Source organism: Streptomyces sp. GL_140 (genome assembly GCF_057834465.1).
Genome location: NZ_CM174404.1, coordinates 1,116,244 through 1,133,688, shown reverse-complemented (window position 1 = coordinate 1,133,688; position 17,445 = coordinate 1,116,244). Strand labels below are relative to the sequence as shown.

Genomic DNA, 17,445 nt, shown 5'->3' with positions numbered 1-17,445 from the left:
AGACCCCGTCAATGCTGAGCAATCACCATGTGCGATAACCGCAGGTGATCGTGGGGAAAATTCCCTCCGCTTTGCCAAGCTGCCGCCGTTCGGTCACCACGTCCGGTCACTGAATCCGCTCACCACGTCGCTCACCGCATCCGCTCACCGCATCCGCTCACCACGGGGCCGACGGCGGACCGGGGGCCGGGACGCGTTCGAGCACGCCGCCCGCGAAGGTGTCGTAGAGCGGGAGCGTCTCCAGGTGGACGTAGCCGATGTGGCAGTCGCAGACGGCCAACGGGCAGGGGCGGGGGCGCAGCGCGGAGCGGTAGGAGCCGTCGTAGAGGTTGCCGAGCTCCGCCTTCACGAAGTGGCAGCGGCGGACCGTGCCCGCGCCGTCCACCGAGATCACCGAGGCGCCCGTACGGCACGGGAGGCCCGCCGAGCGGTGGGGGTGGCGGCTGAACGGGAACAGCGGGTCCAGGGCCGTCCAGTCGGCCGCCTCCGGGTCGGTGTACGTGTGGCCCTCGGCGGCGTTGACCCACAGGTACACCTCGGGCGGCAGGGCGGCCCGCAGCCGCCGGGCCTCCGCGAGGTGCTCCGGCAGCCCGACCACCCCTACGCTGAACCGCACCCCGGCGGCCGCCAGGTCCCGGCCCTTGCCGAGGAAGCGCTCGTACGGGGTCTGCCCCGGGTGGTACGTGCACCACAGCGCGAGCGTGTCCAGGTCGGCCTCGGCCGTCCAGCCGGTGCGCCCGCTCAGATTGGTCTGGATCGCGACGCGGCGGACGTGCGGCAGGTGCGACAGCTCCACCAGCGCGCGCCGGTACCAGGAGCGGACCAGCCCTTCGCCCCACGGGGTGAACAGGACGGACAGCCGGTCGGTGGAGTTCCCCGCCGCCCAGGCGGTGAACCGCTCCAGCGCCGCACGGTCGGCCGTCAGAGTCTCCCGGCTGTCGCGCCGCTTGGCGAAGGGGCAGTACGGGCAGTCGTAGTCGCAGGAGGCGAGCGGGCCCCGGTAGAGGACCGTCAGGTCCATCCCGGGTGCCCCCGGGGCCGTCCCGGGTGCTTGCGAGCCCGCCCCGGGCCCCTCCGGCGCCGTCACTTGCGCTCGTACGCGGCCATCACGGCCCGTACGTCCGCCGAGAACAGCGCCGGGCCTGCCGCGTCCGAGTGCGCCAGCCCCTCCGGAGTGAGCCGCAGCAGCGCGGCGTCGTCCTCCAGCCACCCCCGCTCCGCGAAGGCCGCCAGCTCCGCCGGGAAGTCCTCCCACGGGCTGCTCCCGAACCGCCCCCGGTACTCGGTCACCGGCATGCCCCGGGCCTGGAGCAGGGACTGCAGCAGGTGTCGCCGCCGGGCCTCCTCCGCGTCGATCCACCGGCCGTGGTCGGTACGGGCGAAGTCCGCTTCCGGGCGGGCCACGTAGGCGTCGACGATCGTACGGATCTGCCGCATGTCCACCGCGTAGTCGAAGGAGTAGTGCAGCTCGGCCGTGTACGAGCGCGCTCCGCAGCCCAGCCCGACCATGCCGTCCGTCTGGCAGGCGTGGTCGGCGGGGCCCTCGGAGCTCTGCGCCGGCGCGTCCGCGCGGCGGAACATCCGCATCGACACCTGCTCGTACCCGGCGGCCAGGAGGTGGTCCCGGCCCGCCCGGTAGAGGCGCAGCCGCTGCTCGTCCCAGGCGGCCGGGGAGTCGTTCGGCCGGCGGCCCAGGCCCGTGAGGGGCCGTACGTACAGCGGGTACAGGTACAGCTCCTCCGGCCGCCACGCCAGGGCGGCGTCCAGCGAGTACCGCCAGCTCTCCTCGGTCTGCCCGTCGATGCCGTAGATCAGGTCGATGTTCAGGACCGGGATCGCCGCGTCCCGGATCCGCGACAGCGCCGCCTCCACGTCCGCGCGCTTCTGCGGCCGCACCGCGGTACGCGCCTCGTCGGCCACGAAGCTCTGTATGCCCAGGCTCAGCCGGGTCGTGCCCCGGTCGGCGAGGACGGCGAGCCGGTCCGCCGTGGCGGTGGCCGGGGAGGCCTCCACCGACAGCGGGACCGCCCGCAGATCGGCGCCCGCACGCTTCTCCGCGATGTCGCAGAGCCGCTCCAGCTCGGAGGCCGTCAGGAAGGTCGGCGTCCCGCCGCCGAAGGCCGCCGCCGCGAACCGCACCGGCTCGTCGGGGCCCAGCGCCTCGCGGACCGCCGTCGCCTGCCGCTCCAGCGCGTCGAGGTACGCCGTGGTCAGGCCTTCCGGTGCGCCGATCCGGGTGAAGAGGTTGCAGAACCCGCAGCGCACCTCGCAGAAGGGGATGTGCAGGTAGAGGGAGAGCGCGTCCTTCGGCTGCTCCGCCCACAGCTCGCGCAGCGCGGGCCGCCCGGGCAGCGGGCGGTACGCCGTCTTGTGCGGGTAGGCGTAGACGTAACTCTCGTACGGGGTCGGGTGGTTCAAGGGCGGGTGGTTCGAAGTCGGGGGGGTCGTGGCGGTGGAGTTCATCGGTCGGTCGGCTCCTCGTGGTCCAGGAAGAACTGTGCGTAGGGGACCGTCCAGACGGCCTCGTGGGCGAGCCGGTGCCCGGTGTACCCGTCGTCCCCGTACGTCGTCCCGTGGTCGGAGCAGACGACCGCGAAGCAGCGGCGCCGCGCGCTCATCGCGTCGAAGAGCCGCCCGATGTGCCGGTCCACGTACTCCAGGGCGGCCGCATGGGTCTCCCACGAGTCCCCGGCCGCCGCCGAACCGGTGGGCGAGTGGAACCAGTTGGGCTGGTGCATGGCGGACACGTTCAGGAAGAGGAACAGCCGCCGGTCCCGGGGAAGGCCCGCGACCACCCGCTGCGCGCACTCCACCTGCGCCTCGAAGGAGTTGGGCGAAGCCACCCCGAACTCCGGCTCCCAGTGGCTCTCCTGGAACATCCCCGGCAGTACGGATCCCAGCGCGGCCCGCTTGTTGAAGAAGCCGACCCCGCCCACGCACACGGTCCGGTATCCGGCCCCCGCCAGTCCCGCCACCAGGTCCGGGGTGTCGAACACCCAGGTGCGCCCGGCGGTGGTCTCGCTGCCCGCGAACCGGGCGGCGAACAATCGCTCGTGCGGGCCCGGCCCGTCGGGGGTCGGCAGGAAACCCGCGAACATCGCCTGGTGGGAGGCGTAGGTGAAACTCCCCGGCGCGTGCCGCCGCTCCCACACCCCGCCGGGCAGGTGCGCCGCAAGATGCGGGATCCGGCCCTCGGCGGCGAGCCGCTCGGCCACGTCGTGGCGCAGCGTGTCGAGGGTGACCAGCAGCAGGTCGTCGCGGCCGACGACCTCGTTCATGTCGGGGGCGCAGGCGGCTCCGGGGGCCCAGGCGGGGTCAGTCGTGGGCGGGGGCGAGTGCATGGTGTTCCTGTGGTTCCCGTCGTACGGCGGCCACTTGGGCCGCATAGGTGTCGAGCCCCTCGGCGGGCGAGCCGGGCAGTCCGGTCAGCCGGGGCAGCAGATCCCCGAAGGCGTTGACCTCGCCCACGGCGAAGCCCCGCCAGCCGGTGCCCGGCAGCAGGTCGACGCCCACGCACGGGGTGCGCGCGAAGGCGGCCGCGGCCCGCTCGCAGACGGCGAGGGCGTCCGCCTCCCAGCTGCCGCCCGCCGCCGTCACGGCGGCCACGGCGGCCGCCAGATCGCCGCGCGCACCGCCGAGGTGCAGATTGGTCAGCGGTCCGGCGGCGGTACGGACCACGGCGTGCGTGGCCCGGCCGCCGATGACGACGATCCGCAGATCGGCGGAGCGGCCCTGCTGCGAGGCCTTCGGCAGCCAGCGCTCGATGTGCAGGCCGTCGGGGGCGAGGGAGTCGACGATCGCGCCGATCACCCGCTCGTCCTCGTACCGGCGCAGCCGCAGCGAGTTGTGGAGGGCTCCGCAGGGGGCCCGCTCCACGGAGGTGGTGGCGCGGATCCGGCCTCTCGCACCCGTTTCCAGGGCGAGCACCCCGGAGGCCGAGGAGCCGTGCGCGAGCTTCACGAACGCCCGGCGGTAGCCGGGGCGCGCGAGCACCGCCCGTACCTCCTCCCACCCGCGCACGGGCGCGGCCGCGGCGGTCGGGCCCGAGGTCGGCGAGGCCGGTACCGGGATGCCGGCCGACTCCAGAACCCCGTGGCAGAGCCGCTTGTCGAACAGCGCCGCCAGCTCCGCCGGATCGCCCAGCAGTCTCCCGCCGGCCGCCCGGACCCCGTCCGCCACCGCGTGCACGGCTCCGGTGAACCGGCGGTACCAGCGGCCGGTTCCCTCGACCCGCGTGGTGTCGGCGACCCCGCGCAGCAGCCGCTCCACCTCCGGATCCTCGCCGGGCGAGTCGATCCGTACGCTCTCGCCCGCCCGGAAGGCGGCCCGGCCGTTCAGGACGTCCAGCCAGGGCACCACCCGGGCTTCGGGCAGCCCGGCGGCGCGCACGGCGTCCTGGAAGAGGGCGACCCGGCGGTTGCCCGGATTGCCCACCACGGCGAAGTCGACGGCGGATCCCGTGGCGGACGCGGTGGCTACGGCGGGTGCCGTACGCCTCACTCCGCCACCGCGATGTAGCGGTACACGGTCCCGTCCTCGTCCACGTCGTCCTCGTCCGGGACCTGGTGGTCGCCGAGGTCCACCTCCACACCGTGCGGGGCCAGCGCCGCGCATATCCGCTCCCGGAGCGGCTCGCTGATGTAGTGGTGGTGCAGATCGAGCCTGGTGAGGTGGGTGAGCGGGCCGCCGGCCAGCAGGGCTTCGACGCCCTCGTCGTCCAGGACGCCCATGGAGAGGTCCAGGACCTCCAGCCGCTCGACGACCGGAGCGGTGGCCAGGGCCTTCGCGATCTCGTTCTGGATCTCGCTGTTGTGCAGCGCGAGCCGGCGCAGGGTGGGCAGTCGGCGGCCGGTCAGGAACGGCTCCAGATCGCCGACTTCCGTGTCGCCGCCGTACTCGGGCGTGCCGAGCCACAGGTCGAGCTCGGTGAGCGCGGGCAGTTCGCTCGCCGCGACCCCGCGCACCACCTCCCGGGGAAGCCCGCCCGCCTCGATGCGCAGCACGCGCAGCGCCTCGTGCCGTACCGGCGGGAAGAGCAGGCCGTCGCCGCCGCGCACCCCGAACTCCTCGAGTGCCGGATAGGCCCGGAGCAGCGGGCCCACGTCCGACTGCTGCAGCCACGAGATCTCGCACTGCTCGAAGGTGACGTCGCCGATGAACAGGGCCCTCAGTGCGGGGAACCGGCCGGCGGCCTCGGCCAGCACCGCGATCAGGTCGTCGTTGGAGGTGTCGTAGGCTTCCGACCAGCCGCCCACGATCAGCGCCCGGACGGCCCGGGTGTCCACGGAGTCGGCGAACCGGGCGAAGACCTCGGCCCATTCCTCCTCGGCGTCGTACACGTCCGCCGAGACCCGCCAGGCCACGGACCCGGCCTCGGGCAGCGCACGGGTGTCCTTCGGCCCCGGGAAGTCGAAGGCCGGCAGGCCGCCCAGTTCACGCAGGTGCTCACCGATGGTCATGTGCGCTGCTCCTGATGGTGGCGATGGGTCGGAGGGTGTCCTCCGTCCTCCGACAACAGTTCTACCAAGCGCCACCGACAGCCCGACCGCCGGAGGGCGCCGGCCGGGCCCGTCCGGCCGGCCGGACGACGACGGCACCTCGAGGACGGGCCCGAGCGGTCAGCGCTTTCGGTAGCAGCGGGCGTCCTCGGCGGCGGCCAGCACGGTATCGAGGTCGCCGCCGATCGCCGCGGTCAGAGTGATGGCCACGGCGCCCTCCAGGAACGGCGCGTCCACGATCCGGGCGCCTTCCGGCAGCTGCGAAGGCTCCTCGCCGAGCAGGGACTTCACCGTCAGCACCGCGCTGCCCATGTCGCACAGCAGAGCCACGCCCACGCCCTCGTCCACCGTCCGCGCGGCGGCCGTGATCAGCTCCGCGCTGGTGCCGATCCCGCCGTCCGGGGTGCCGCCCGCCACCGCGAGCGGCGCCGGGTCCACCGCGCCGAGCAGCGCGCCCGACAGCACGGCCACGGATTCCGCGACCGCCTTGCTGTGCGAGACCAGGACCACGCCGACCCGGCCGGTACGGGCCTTCGCGCCAAGCTCGGCGGCGGCCGTCCCGACGACGCCCGTCCCGACGACGCCCGTCCCGACGACGCCCGGCTCGGTGGCACCCGGCTCGACGGCGCCCTGCTCCGCAGCGGCCGGCTCCTCGGGTACCAGCGGGACCTCCGGCGCGTCCACCGCGCAGCGCAGGGCCTCCATCAGCAGGGCCACGGAGTTGGCCCCGGCGTCCTGGTGGCCGATGCTCCGCTCGCCGAGGTAACTGGCCCGGCCCTTGCGGGCTTCGAGCCCCTCGGTGGCGTCGGCGCCCGCGCGGGCCGCCGAGACCGCCTCGTCCAGGGCCTCGCGCAGCGGCCGACCTGCCTCTCCGGCTTCGGACAGGGCCGCCACGGCCGGGGCCAGGGCGTCCACCAGCGTGGCGTCGCCGATCTCGGCGCCGCCCAGATTCTGCACCGACCGCAGCCCGGCGCCGAGCGCGGCGCCCAGCTCCAGGACGCTCGGAGCGGCGGTGTCGCCGAGCACCTTGCCCGTGCGGCGCAGGGCGGTGCCGAACAGCGGTCCGGAGGCGCCGCCCACGGTGTTGGTCAAGGTGGTTCCGGCCAGGGTCAGCAGGGCGCCTGGAGTGGACGGCCGCTGTTCGGCGACGGCCGCGCCGACGGCGCCGAAGCCCCGTACGAGATTGGCCCCGTGGTCCCCGTCGCCGATGACCGCGTCCAGCTCGGTCAGGCGCGCGCCGTCCCGCCGTACGAGCCGGTTGGTCTCGGCGATCCAGCGGCGGAAGCAGGCGGTGTCCAGCGCGGGGTTCGTCGCGGTCGGGGTGGTCGGTGCGGCCGGCGTGGCGGTCATGGGATGGCTCCTGGGGGGTGTGTCGTCGAGGGGGAGGTCGGGAGGCGGTTCAGCAGCCCCAGCGCAGGGACGGGGTGTCCACCGGCGCGTCCCACAGGCGCAGCAGTTCCTCGTCGGCGCGGCACAGGGTGAGGGTGCAGCCGGCCATGTCCAGGCTGGTGACGTAGTTGCCGACCAGCGAGCGGGCCACGGTGATCCCGCGCTCGTCGAGCACCCGCTGGACCTCGGCGCGCATGATGTACAGCTCGACGGGCGGGGTCCCGCCGAGGCCGTTGACGAGCAGGATGACGGGGGAGCCGGCGGCCTCGGGGAGGTCTTCGAGGATGGCGTCGAGCATCGCTCCGGCGGTTTCGGCGGCGGTCATCAGCTTCCGTCGCTCGCGGCCGGGCTCGCCGTGGATGCCGATGCCCAGCTCGATCTCGTCCTCGCCGAGCGTGAAGTTCGGGCTGCCCTTGGAGGGGGTGGTGCAGGAGGTCAGGGCCACGCCGTAGCTGCGCGAGTTCTCGTTGACCTTGCGGGCGACCGCGGCGACCTCGGAGAGCGGGGCGCCCTCCTCGGCGAGCGCCCCCGCGATCTTCTCCACGAACAGGGTGGCGCCGGTGCCGCGGCGGCCCGGTCCGTTCGCCGTCCGGGCGACGGCCACGTCGTCGTCCACGACGACCTGCTCGACCTTGACGCCCTCGTCCTCGCAGTCCTCGGCCGCCATCGTGAAGTTGAGGATGTCGCCCGTGTAGTTCTTCACGATGTGCAGGACGCCCGCGCCCGCGTCGACCGCGCAGGTGGCGCTCGCGATGATGTCCGGCACCGGGGAGGTGAACACCGGGCCGGCCACGGCGGCCGACAGCATCCCGCGCCCGACGAACCCGGCGTGCAGCGGCTCGTGCCCGCTGCCTCCGCCCGACAGCACCGCGACCTTGCCGGCCGGCTCCCCGGACGCCCCGGCCGCCCGCGTGACGATGCCCTTCTCCGCCTCCACGCGGAGCCCCGGGTGAGCGGCGGCCATTCCGCGCAGGGCATCGGCGACGACGCTCTCGGGGGAATTGATGAGCTTCTTCACGGGGGCCTCTTTCCTGAAACGCGGAACGTGGAACGCGAACACCGACCCGGAGCGGAAATTGGAATTACGGGACGGCATTCACTCGGTGCCGTCGCCGATCCGCCACCGCTTCCGGGGTACTTGGCTGGAACTTTACTTGGGAGGCCCTCCGAAACCGGCCGGGTCCTTGGTCCCGGATCGGGCCGCGGAAAGGCCTCTGCGCAAGGGGACCGTGCATATCTCCGCCGTCACCGGAAACCGTGATAGGGATGAATGAGCAAGCCGAAATGAATTCGCAATGAGGAGGATTCACGTGAAGACCGTCGGTACCCGCATGATGATCAGCCCGCCGAAGTACGTGCAGGGCGCCGGGGCCATGAACGACCTGGGCGAGCACACCGCGCACCTCGGCACGAACGCCGTCGTACTGGCGGACAAGGGCGTCTGGAGCTTCGTCGACGCGGCCGTCACCGCCTCCCTCGCCGCCGCCGGGGTCGAGCTGACCAAGGAGGTCTTCGGCGGGCTGTGCACGCAGAAGGAGATCGACCGGGTCGCCGCGGCCGCCAAGGCCGCCGGCGCGGACGTCATCATCGGCATCGGCGGCGGTACCTCGATCGACACCGCGAAGGCCGTCGGCCACGCGCTGGGCGACATCGCCGTCGTGTCCGCCCCGACCGTGGCCTCCACCGACGCGCCGACCAGCGCGCTCGCCGTGATCTACACCGAGGAGGGCGCCTTCGAGCGCTACTCCTTCTTCCGGCGCAACCCCAACCTCGTCCTCGTCGACACCGCGCTCGTGGCGGGCGCCCCCAGCCGCTTCATCGTCTCCGGCATGGGCGACGCGCTCGCCACCTGGTACGAGGCCCGTGTCTGCGTCGCCGCCAACCGCGTCGCCATGGCGGGCGGCCTCGCCACCGAGGCCTCCCTCGCGCTCGCCCGGCTGTGCTGGGAGACCCTGATGGAGTACGGCCCCCAGGCCCGCCTGGCCGCCGAGGCGCACGTGGTCACCCCGGCGCTGGAGAAGGTCACTGAGGCCAACACCCTGCTCTCCGGCCTCGGTTTCGAGTCCTGCGGCCTCGCCGCCGCCCACGGCATCCACAACGGCCTGACCGTCTCGCACAAGGTGCACGGCATGATGCACGGCGAGAAGGTCAACATCGGCACGCTCGCCCAGCTGATCCTGGAGGGCGCCCCGACCGACGAGCTCGACACCTACCTGCGCTTCAGCCGCGCCGTGGGCCTGCCCACCACCCTCGCCGAGATCGGCCTGGGCAACCCGGACCGCGAGGAGCTCATCGCCATCGGGCGCGCGGCCACCGCGCAGGGCGAGACCACGCACAACATGCCGTTCCCGGTGACCCCGGACATGGTCGCGGACGCCCTGATCGCGGGCGACGCGTACGCCCGCGCCACTGCCGGGAAGTCCGGCAAGGGCTGCTGATCCGGAGGGGCGCGCGGTCCTACGGGGCTGCGCGCCCGGTCCCGGTCCGGGACGCCAGCAGCAGGGCGATGTCGTCCGGCCGGTCGGTGGCGTTCCCGGCCTCGGCCACCAGCCGGTCCGCCGTCTCCGTCAGCGGGCCGGGACCGGCCGCGGTCAGCGCGGCCCGCAGCCGGTCCACCCCGATGTCGATGTCGGTGCCCGGGGTCTCCACCAGCCCGTCCGTGTACAGGGCGAGCACCGCCCCCGGCTCGAACCGGAGCTCGGTGACCGGATAGTCGGCCTCGGCGTCCACGCCGAGCACCACCCCGCCCGGCAGGTCCAGCACCTCGGTCCGGCCGCCCGGCTGCCGAAGCAGCGGCTGGGGGTGACCGGCCCGGACGGCGTGCGCGCGGCCCGTCGCCGGGTCGAGCAGTACGTAGCAGCAACTGGCGAACTGCCCGGGGTCGAGGCCGATGAGCAGCCGGTTCGTGCCCCGCATCACCTGCTCCGGGGTGCCGCCTCCGAGAGTGAAGGCCCGTACGGCGCTGCGCAGTTGGCCCATGGTGGCCGCGGCCGCCACGCCGTGGCCCTGTACGTCGCCGATGACCAGCGCGAGGCATCCGCCGTCCGCCTCGATCACGTCGTACCAGTCGCCGCCCACGTCCATGCCCGCGGTGCCGGGCAGGTAGCGGCCCACCGTGACCACCTGCTCGTGGACCGGCAGCCGGTGCGGCAGCAGCGCCGCCTGGAGTCCCCGGGCCAGCTCCGCCTCGCTGTCGTAGCGCCGCGCCCGTTCCAGGGCCTGGGCGATGAGGCCGGCGAGCGCCGTGAGCACCGTACGCTCCTCCGGGCTGAATCCGCGCGGGGCGTCGAACCCGAGGATGCACGAGCCGACCGGGCGGCCGGAGGCGATCAGCGGAAGGAAGGCACGGGCGCCGAGGTGGGCGTCCAGGGGGATCCCCGGGTAGGCGTCGGCCAGGCGCTCCATCGACTCGAAGAACAGCGGCCGGCCCGAGGTGAGGGTTTCCACCCCGGGCAGCCGGGTGTCCAGCGCGACCCCGTCGAACCGGTCGAGGAACCCCTTCGGGAAGCCGGTCTCCCACGCCAGGTGCAGATGCCCCTCGCCCAGCAGGTAGATCGCCAACTGGCGTCCGCCGAAGGCCGGGAGCAGCTCCTCGGTCACCACCGCCGACACCTGGCGGGCCGTCACCGCCTCGGTCAGCGCGATCGCGAGGGCCACCGGCCGGTACAGGGCCGAGGCCCGGTCGGCGGGCGAGCCGAGGCCGGGGGAGCCGAGCCCGCCGCCGGGCCGCATCACCGACTCGGGCGTGTACGGGGGCGGTTCGGCGGATCCGATGGTGACGGTGATCCCGTCGGTTCCGGGGTGCAGGCCCACCGACAGCCATTCCCCGGGCTCCTGACGGCCGTGCCGGGCCTGGAAGTACACCGGTTCGGGGGCCAGGTACACGGCCCGGAAGTGGTCTTCGTACGCCGGGTGCCCGAGCCAGGGCAGGGCCTCCCACAGCGTCCGCCCGGTCAGCTCCGGTCCGTCCTCGGCCCCGAGCAGGGTGCCGGCCGCGCCGCTGCGGGCGGCGGAGTTCACGAACCCGATCGTGCCCCGCCGGTCCACGGACAGGACGGCCTGCTCCAGCCGGTCCACGACCGCGCGGGCGCCGTCGCGGTCCCCGTCGCGTTCGGGTGCGTCCGGCCCCGCGGATCCGGCGGGCCCGCCCACGCACACCGGGTCGCCCTCCCAGGTCACCGGCGCCCCGCCCGCGGCGAGCTGCGCCAGCTCCCCGGCCAGCCGGTCGGCCACCGCGCGCAGCCGCGCCCGGTCGCCCGCAGAGACCGGGATCCCGGGCGTCGCGGGGCGCAGCACCACGAGGACCCCGTAGCGCTCCGGCCCGAGGGCCACCGGCTCGTACAGCGAGCCGAAGGGGAACGGCAGCCCGGCCATCAGCTGGGGGAAGCGCCGCATCGCCGATTCCGCGTCGGGCAGGTGCACGGACTGCCCCGAGCGGTAGGCCTCCGCGACCGGATAGGGCCGGTTCGCGTGCATCCGCCACCAGGGCCGGAACAGCGGCCCCGGAATCCCGGTCAGGACGGCCATCCGCAGCAGGCCTTCGGTGCCGGAGCGCAGGTAGACCCCGCCCGCGTACCCGCCGGCGGCCACCACGGCATCCAGGGCGGCCCGCGCGAGCACCCGGGCCGCGGTGTCTTCGGCGGGGCCGCCGATGTCCGGTCTCGCCGTCACCCCTTCAGGATGCGCCCGGGACCCGGCCCCCGCACACGGCCCGAGCGCAGGGCCCGCGCGCAGGCCCCTCAGGGCGGTCCCCGCGCACCGTGCGACGGACGGCGCGTTGAATTCAACACCGCAATGCCGGGCGCGATCCCCCCGCATTGGCTTCGGGCGATGATCGCTCTCGTGACACACGCAGCAACCACCGTGCCGTCGCCCGGCACGGACTGGTGGGCACCAGCTCCACCGCGCGCATGCTCAGATCCGAACTGGGCCTGAGCATCCGGTCGGTGGAGTCCGGCCCGCACGGCGGGGACCAGCAGATCGAAGACGGTTTCGCCCTCGAAGGTCAGGCCGACGAACGGGTGGCGGCCCCCGCGCGGTCCCGGTAGCCCGCCACCACCGCGGCCCCCGCCACCAGCAGTACCGCGGCCACCGTGCGCAGGGCCGTGCCCATGGCGTCCGTGAAGGCCGTGACCTGCGCGGCGTCCTGCGGCACCCCGTGGAAACGGGAGGCGAGGACCGTGCCGACCACCGCCACCCCGAGGGCCGCGCCGATCTCGCGGGCCGCGGTGTTCACCCCGGAGCCCAGCCCGGCCTGGTGCGCGGGCAGCTCGGCGACCACCGTCAGGGTCAGCGCGGGCGCGCACAGCCCGGTGCCGACCGACAGCACGAGCAGGTAGAGCGCGTAGAGGGCGTACGGGGTGTCCGCGTCGGCGGTGGACACCAGCAGCAGTCCGCCGCCGATCAGGCCGATCCCGGCCCCGACGGGCAGCCGGGGACCGGTCCGCTCCTGGAGGCGGGCGCCGTACTTGGGCACCAGGGCCATGCCCACGGTCAGCGGCACGATCGCGAAGCCCGTCTGGGCAGGGGAGAAGCCCTTCGCGTACTGCAGGTACTGGGCGTTGACGAAGAACAGCGAGAACAGTCCGAAGAAGGCCGCGCCGATGCCGAGCGCGCCGGCCCGCAGCCTGCGCGAGGCGAAGATCCGCGGATCCAGCAGCGGGCGGGCGGCGCGCAGACCGTAAACGGTGAAGGCGGCCAGCAGGGCCGCACCCGCGCCGAAGGAGGACAGCACCCGCACCGATCCCCAGCCGTACGACGGCCCCTCGATGATCGCGTGGACGACTGCGAGGAGCGCCCCCGCGAGCAGGGCCGCCCCGGCCGGGTCCACGGAGGTGTCGCGGCGTGCGGGCGTACGGGGCACCGTGCGGGCGACGGCCAGCGCGAGCAGCGCTCCGAGCGGGACCACGGCCCAGAACAGGGCCCGCCAGGTCAGGAACTGCCCGGCGAGGCCGCCGCCGACATTGCCCGCCAGGCCCCCGAGGCCGGCCGACAGGGTCCAGGTGGCCAGCGCCTGCCCGCGCCGCTCGGGCGGGGACAGGTGGATCAGGACCGACATCGTGGCGGGCATGATCAGGGCCGCGCCCGCCCCGCACAGCCCGCGCCCGGCGATCAGCAGGGCCGGCCCGGTGCAGAGCGCGCTGAGCGCGCCGCCCGCCGCGAACAGGAGGAGCCCGGCGAGCAGGGCACCCTTGCGGCCGTAGCGGTCGCCGAGGGCGCCCGCCGGGATCAGCAGCGCGGCGAAGACGATGACGTAGGCGTCGACCGTCCACAGCAGCTGCTCGGGGGTGGGGTGCAGGGGGGAGGCGGCGAGCTGTGGGATCAGCAGGTTGACGGCGGCGACCATGGCCTGGGCGACCAGGACGCAGGCGCACAGGACCAGCAGGGCGGCGCGGGTGAGTCCGGGTGCGGGTGCGCCGGAGGGTGTGGCGGCGGGTTCCCGCTTCTTGAGGGCATGGCGGAGCACGGCTCCTCCTCGGAGTCGGTGGGCAGGATGGGGGAGTGGGGCGGTGACGGTGCCGTCGGACCGCGTCCCGTTCTCACCGTAGGGTCGGCATGACCTGCTTTCCAGTGCAAGTTATGCAAGGGATCCATGCACATGACGCAATCGGGAGCGGCCTCCGGCCTCGACCTGAACCTGCTCCTCGCCCTCGACGTCCTCCTGGAGGAGTCGAGCGTGTCCCGGGCGGCCGCCCGACTGCACCTGTCCGAGCCCGCGATGAGCCGTGCCCTCGGCCGGATCCGCAAGGCGCTCGGCGATCCCGTGCTGGTCCGCGCCGGCCGCACCATGGTCCCCACCCCGCACGCCCTCGCGATCCAGGTCGAGGTCAGGGCGGTCGTGGAACGGGCCCGCGCGCTCTTCCTGGCCGGCGGCCGGCTGGACCTGACGACCCTGACCCGCACCTTCACCGTGCTGGCCAACGAGTCCTTCACCGCCGTCTACGGCGCCGCCCTCTTCGGCCGGGTCGCCCGGGAGGCGCCGGGGGTGCGGCTGCGCTTCCTGGCGGAGAGCCACATCGACGTGCCGGCGCTGCGCGAGGGCGTGGCCGATCTGGAACTGGGCATGATCGACACGCGTTCGCCGGAGGTGCGGACCGAACACCTCGCCGACGAGCACATGATGGCCGTCGCACGCCCCGGGCACCCCCTGCTGCGCGGGCGGCTCACCGCGCGGCGGTTCGCCGCGGCCCAGCACCTGATCGCCTCCCGGCGCGGCCGCCTGGAGGGCCCGGTGGACACGGCGCTCGCCGGACTGGGTCTCACCCGGCGGGTGGTGGGGAGCGTCGGCACTTTTCCGACCTCCCTCTTCGTCCTCCGCGAGAGCGACCTCGTGGGCCTGATCACCGGCCAGGCCGCGCCGCTCGCCGCGCAGTTGGGGCTGGAGGTCTTCGAGATCCCCCTCGAACTGCCACCGCTGCCCTTCGGCATGGCCTGGCACCCGCGCCACGACGCCGATCCCGCACACGCCTGGCTGCGCGACTGCGCCCGCGCTCTGACGCCGACGGAGGCGCGGGCGTAGGGACGGGGCGTAGGGATGTGGGGTGGGGACGGGGGGTGGGGCGGGGTCCGCCGAGCCGCGGGCGGAGCCCCGCCGCCCGGGGCCGAACCGGCCGATCGGCCCAGGACGGGTCGGGACCCCGGGGGCCGAAAGTCCCTGCGGATCGGGGACTTTGCCCGGCTGTCGGACCACCTCCGACTGCTTAGGTTTGCCTAAGTAGAACCGAAGAAGGAGGTCCGGTGCCGTCGCTCAACGACAGCCGTCCCGGGACGACCGTACGCATCACGGGGATCGACCCCGGCCAGGCCGGCGGAAGCCGGCGCCGACTGCTGGAGTTCGGCTTCGTGCCGGGCGCCGACGTCACCGTGATAGCCCGGGGTGCCACCGGAGGCCTGCTCGTCGGGCTCGGGGACACCCGGGTCGCGCTGGACTCCCGCACCGCCGGCCGGCTGAGGTGCGGCCGATGAGCTGCCACGGCGCCGAGGGCGCCCGGGCGGCCACCCTGGACCGGGGGACCGGCACACCGGTCGTCGCCCTGGTCGGCAACCCCAATGTCGGCAAGTCGACCCTGTTCAACGCCCTCACCGGCGCCCACCAGCGCGTCGGCAACTGGCCGGGCAAGACGGTCTCCGTGGCCCAGGGCGACTGGCGCACCCCCGGCGGCCGCCTGCTGCGCATCGCCGACCTGCCCGGCTCCTACAGCCTGCTGCCCGACTCCCCGGACGAGGCGCTGGTGCGCGACGTCCTGACCGCGCGGCCCGGAGAACGGCCCGACGCGGTGGTGTTCGCCCTCGACGCGGCAAACCCGGCCCGCAACCTGTACCTGCTCTCGCAGATCCTCGACACCGACATCCCCGTCGTCATCGCGCTCACCATGACCGATGTCGCCGCCCGGCGCGGCTCGGCCCCCGACCCCGGCGCGCTGGCCCGTGAGCTGGCGCTGCCCGTCGTGGCGGTGGAGGGGCGCAGCGGAACCGGGCTGGACCGGCTCGCCGACGCCGTGGTCGACGTACTGGACACGTCACCGTCACCGCCACCGTCACCCTCACCCTCGCCCTCGCCCTCGCCCTCGCCCTCGCCTTCGCGGTCCGGCTGGGCGGCCGGTTCGCCGGTGGCCGCCGAGCTGGACGCACTGGCCGAGTCGGCCCGCGAGGCGGCCGCGCGGACCTCGCACCCGGCGCGGTGGCTGGCCGTCAGCCTGCTCTGCGGGGAGCAGCCGCCCGGCGTCCCGGCCGCTCTGGCCGAGCGGGCGGTGGCGGCCGCGGACCGCCTCGCCGCCGCCGCGGAGGAGGCCGACACCGACGCCGAGCTGCTCGTGGCCGAGGCCCGCTACGCCTGGGCGCACGCCGTCATCGAGCGCGCCGCGCCCCGCCCTGTACAGGCCCGGCCCACCCTCACCGACCGGGTGGACCGGCTGCTGCTGTCCCGGACCTTCGGGATCCCGTTCTTCCTCGCCGTGATGTGGGGCGTCTTCCAGGCCACCACAGTCCTGGCGAAACCCCTCCAGGACGGCCTCGGCGACTTCGTCTCCGGGCCCGTCAGCGGCGGGGCCGAGCGGCTCCTGGAGGCCGTTCACGCACCGGGCTGGCTGACGGGGCTGCTGGTGGACGGCCTGATCAACGGGGTGGGCCAGCTGCTCACGTTCGTCCCCCTGATGATCATCATGTTCGTGCTGCTGGCCCTGCTGGAGGACTCCGGCTACTTCGCCCGCGCCGCCTTCGTCGCCGACCGCCTGATGCGCACCCTGCGCCTGCCCGGCCGGGCCTTCCTCCCCCTCGTCGTCGGCTTCGGCTGCAACGTCCCCGCGCTGGCCGGCACCCGCATCCTGAACCGGCACCAGCACCGGCTGCTGGTCGGCCTGCTGATCCCGTACATGAGCTGCACGGCCCGGCTCGCCGTCTACGTGATGATCGCGGGCGTCTTCTTCGGATCGAACTCCGGCACCGTCGTGTTCTTCCTCTACGTCGCCTCCGTGCTGCTGGTGGTCGGCATGGGCCTGATCCTGCGGCCCCTGCTCTTCAGGGACATGAAGGAGGAACCCCTGGTCCTGGAACTGCCCCCGTACCGGCTGCCCACCGTGCGGGTCACCGGCGCCCAGGTCCGCCAGCGGCTCGGCGCCTTCCTGCGCACCGCGGGCGGGATCATCGTGGCCACCGCGGCCGCCGTCTGGCTGCTGATGGCGATCCCGTCCGGCACGGGGTCGGGCGGCTTCGGCAAGGTGGACGTGGAGCAGAGCGTGTTCGGTACGGTCACCCGCGCGGCCGCGCCCGTCGTGGCCCCGGCCGGATTCGGCGACTGGCACGCCACGGCCGCGCTCGGCACCGGGCTGATCGCCAAGGAGGGCGTGATCTCCACCCTCGCCCAGACCTATTCGGCACAGGAGGACGGCGACCCGAAACTCACCACGAGCCTGCAGGCCACCTTCGACGAATCCTCCGGAGGCCACGGGCGGGCGGCTGCGCTCGCCTTCCTGGTCTTCATCCTCGCCTACACCCCCTGCATGGCCACCCTGGCCGCGCAACGGGCCGAGATCGGCACGCGGCTGACCGTCATCGGCTTCGGCATCCAGCTGGCCGCGGCCTGGCTGCTGGCCGTCGGGGTCTTCCAGATCGCGAGGCTGGTGTGGTGAGCGGGGTCAGCGGGGTCAGCGGGACCGACGGGACCGGAGGGAGCCCCCGGGCTTCCACGGGGCACGAGCCGAGCATGCTGCGCAGGCTGCTGCGCGCCTTCGAGGAGGCCGCCCCCGGCGAGGGGCTCGCGCAGATCGCCGATCGGCTGGGCATCGGCCGGGCCGAGGCGGCGGACCTCGCCGCGTACTGGGTCCGCAAGGGCCGTCTGCGGCGCGAGGAGCTCGGCGCCCCCGACTGCTCGGGCTGCTTCTTCGCCTCGCGTTCCTGCAACACCTGCCCCAGTGGTTCCGTACCGGCGCGGCCGGCGCTGGTCGCGCTGAGCCCCGTACGCGCCGCGGATCCCCCGGGTCCCGTGAGCCCGGCAAGCCCCGTACGCCCCGTACGCCGTACCGACTGACCCGAACGCCTCCCCCGTCCGGGGGAGGTCCCG

General features: G+C 74.2%; 14 protein-coding genes and 1 pseudogene. 5 read left to right on the top strand and 10 right to left on the bottom strand.

What is annotated here, in order from left to right:
• Nucleotides 1-157: 157 nt before the first annotated feature.
• From AC3IYJ_RS05240 to dhaK, 8 genes and pseudogenes are all read right to left on the bottom strand, one after another.
• The gene (locus AC3IYJ_RS05240; RefSeq protein WP_489400172.1) at nt 158-1,021 is read right to left on the bottom strand and encodes an STM4011 family radical SAM protein; all 864 of its coding nucleotides are present in this window, start codon (nt 1,019-1,021) and stop codon (nt 158-160) included.
• A gap of 62 nt (nt 1,022-1,083) precedes the next feature.
• Nucleotides 1,084-2,463: an STM4012 family radical SAM protein gene (locus AC3IYJ_RS05235; RefSeq protein ID WP_489400171.1), complete on the bottom strand. Its 1,380-nt coding sequence runs from the start codon at nt 2,461-2,463 to the stop codon at nt 1,084-1,086.
• Complete coding sequence (locus AC3IYJ_RS05230) at nt 2,460-3,278, bottom strand: STM4013/SEN3800 family hydrolase (protein ID WP_489402693.1); 819 nt, start codon at nt 3,276-3,278, stop codon at nt 2,460-2,462. The genes AC3IYJ_RS05235 and AC3IYJ_RS05230 overlap by 4 nt, the downstream gene beginning before the upstream one ends.
• A 37-nt stretch (nt 3,279-3,315) precedes the next feature.
• Entirely contained in the window at nt 3,316-4,500 is a 1,185-nt protein-coding gene (locus AC3IYJ_RS05225; RefSeq protein WP_489400170.1) for an STM4014 family protein, read from the bottom strand.
• Entirely contained in the window at nt 4,497-5,459 is a 963-nt protein-coding gene (locus tag AC3IYJ_RS05220) for an STM4015 family protein (RefSeq protein ID WP_489400169.1), read from the bottom strand. Before AC3IYJ_RS05220 ends, AC3IYJ_RS05225 begins: the two co-directional genes overlap by 4 nt.
• A gap of 159 nt (nt 5,460-5,618) precedes the next feature.
• On the bottom strand, nt 5,619-6,203 hold the full coding sequence (locus AC3IYJ_RS05215; RefSeq protein WP_489402692.1) for a PTS-dependent dihydroxyacetone kinase phosphotransferase subunit DhaM: 585 nt from the start codon (nt 6,201-6,203) through the stop codon (nt 5,619-5,621).
• Nucleotides 6,192-6,848, bottom strand: a pseudogene (dhaL, locus tag AC3IYJ_RS05210) (dihydroxyacetone kinase subunit DhaL); the annotation flags it as partial. The gene AC3IYJ_RS05215 and the pseudogene dhaL, both read right to left, overlap by 12 nt.
• 49 nt (nt 6,849-6,897) lie before the next feature.
• Nucleotides 6,898-7,905 (bottom strand): dihydroxyacetone kinase subunit DhaK, encoded by a 1,008-nt coding sequence (dhaK, locus tag AC3IYJ_RS05205; RefSeq protein WP_489400168.1) that lies wholly within the window; start codon nt 7,903-7,905, stop codon nt 6,898-6,900.
• 292 nt (nt 7,906-8,197) lie between these two features.
• On the opposite strand from dhaK, the gene AC3IYJ_RS05200 reads away from it, so the two are divergent.
• Complete coding sequence (locus AC3IYJ_RS05200) at nt 8,198-9,325, top strand: glycerol dehydrogenase (protein ID WP_489400167.1); 1,128 nt, start codon at nt 8,198-8,200, stop codon at nt 9,323-9,325.
• Nucleotides 9,326-9,344: 19 nt separating this feature from the next.
• Here the strand turns inward: AC3IYJ_RS05200 and AC3IYJ_RS05195 are convergent, their stop codons facing one another.
• Nucleotides 9,345-11,558 carry a SpoIIE family protein phosphatase gene (locus AC3IYJ_RS05195; RefSeq protein ID WP_489400166.1) on the bottom strand — a complete coding sequence of 738 codons (2,214 nt, stop codon included), beginning with the start codon at nt 11,556-11,558 and terminating at the stop codon, nt 9,345-9,347.
• Nucleotides 11,559-11,892: 334 nt separating this feature from the next.
• Nucleotides 11,893-13,353 carry an MFS transporter gene (locus AC3IYJ_RS05190; RefSeq protein WP_489400165.1) on the bottom strand — a complete coding sequence of 487 codons (1,461 nt, stop codon included), beginning with the start codon at nt 13,351-13,353 and terminating at the stop codon, nt 11,893-11,895.
• 126 nt (nt 13,354-13,479) lie between these two features.
• Between AC3IYJ_RS05190 and AC3IYJ_RS05185 the strand changes: the two genes are divergently transcribed.
• The 4 genes from AC3IYJ_RS05185 to AC3IYJ_RS05170 all read left to right on the top strand — a co-directional run bounded on the left by AC3IYJ_RS05185 (nt 13,480) and on the right by AC3IYJ_RS05170 (nt 17,412).
• Complete coding sequence (locus AC3IYJ_RS05185) at nt 13,480-14,406, top strand: LysR family transcriptional regulator (protein ID WP_489400164.1); 927 nt, start codon at nt 13,480-13,482, stop codon at nt 14,404-14,406.
• A gap of 218 nt (nt 14,407-14,624) precedes the next feature.
• Complete coding sequence (locus AC3IYJ_RS05180; RefSeq protein WP_330294984.1) at nt 14,625-14,852, top strand: FeoA family protein; 228 nt, start codon at nt 14,625-14,627, stop codon at nt 14,850-14,852.
• Nucleotides 14,849-17,014, top strand: a complete 2,166-nt coding sequence (feoB, locus tag AC3IYJ_RS05175) for a ferrous iron transport protein B (protein WP_489400163.1) — start codon at nt 14,849-14,851, stop codon at nt 17,012-17,014. Before AC3IYJ_RS05180 ends, feoB begins: the two co-directional genes overlap by 4 nt.
• Nucleotides 17,011-17,412, top strand: a complete 402-nt coding sequence (locus AC3IYJ_RS05170; protein WP_489400162.1) for a helix-turn-helix domain-containing protein — start codon at nt 17,011-17,013, stop codon at nt 17,410-17,412. The genes feoB and AC3IYJ_RS05170 overlap by 4 nt, the downstream gene beginning before the upstream one ends.
• Nucleotides 17,413-17,445 lie beyond the last annotated feature (33 nt).

What these genes read in the sequence shown, in the direction of transcription:
- AC3IYJ_RS05220 (WP_489400169.1), bottom strand. Translation starts at nt 5,459, where the DNA reads ATGACCATCGGTGAGCACCTGCGTGAACTGGGCGGCCTGCCGGCCTTC.
- AC3IYJ_RS05215 (WP_489402692.1), bottom strand. Translation starts at nt 6,203, where the DNA reads ATGGAGGCCCTGCGCTGCGCGGTGGACGCGCCGGAGGTCCCGCTGGTA.
- AC3IYJ_RS05240 (WP_489400172.1), bottom strand. Translation starts at nt 1,021, where the DNA reads ATGGACCTGACGGTCCTCTACCGGGGCCCGCTCGCCTCCTGCGACTAC.
- feoB (WP_489400163.1), top strand. Translation starts at nt 14,849, where the DNA reads ATGAGCTGCCACGGCGCCGAGGGCGCCCGGGCGGCCACCCTGGACCGG.
- AC3IYJ_RS05185 (WP_489400164.1), top strand. Translation starts at nt 13,480, where the DNA reads ATGCACATGACGCAATCGGGAGCGGCCTCCGGCCTCGACCTGAACCTG.
- AC3IYJ_RS05230 (WP_489402693.1), bottom strand. Translation starts at nt 3,278, where the DNA reads ATGAACGAGGTCGTCGGCCGCGACGACCTGCTGCTGGTCACCCTCGAC.
- AC3IYJ_RS05235 (WP_489400171.1), bottom strand. Translation starts at nt 2,463, where the DNA reads ATGAACTCCACCGCCACGACCCCCCCGACTTCGAACCACCCGCCCTTG.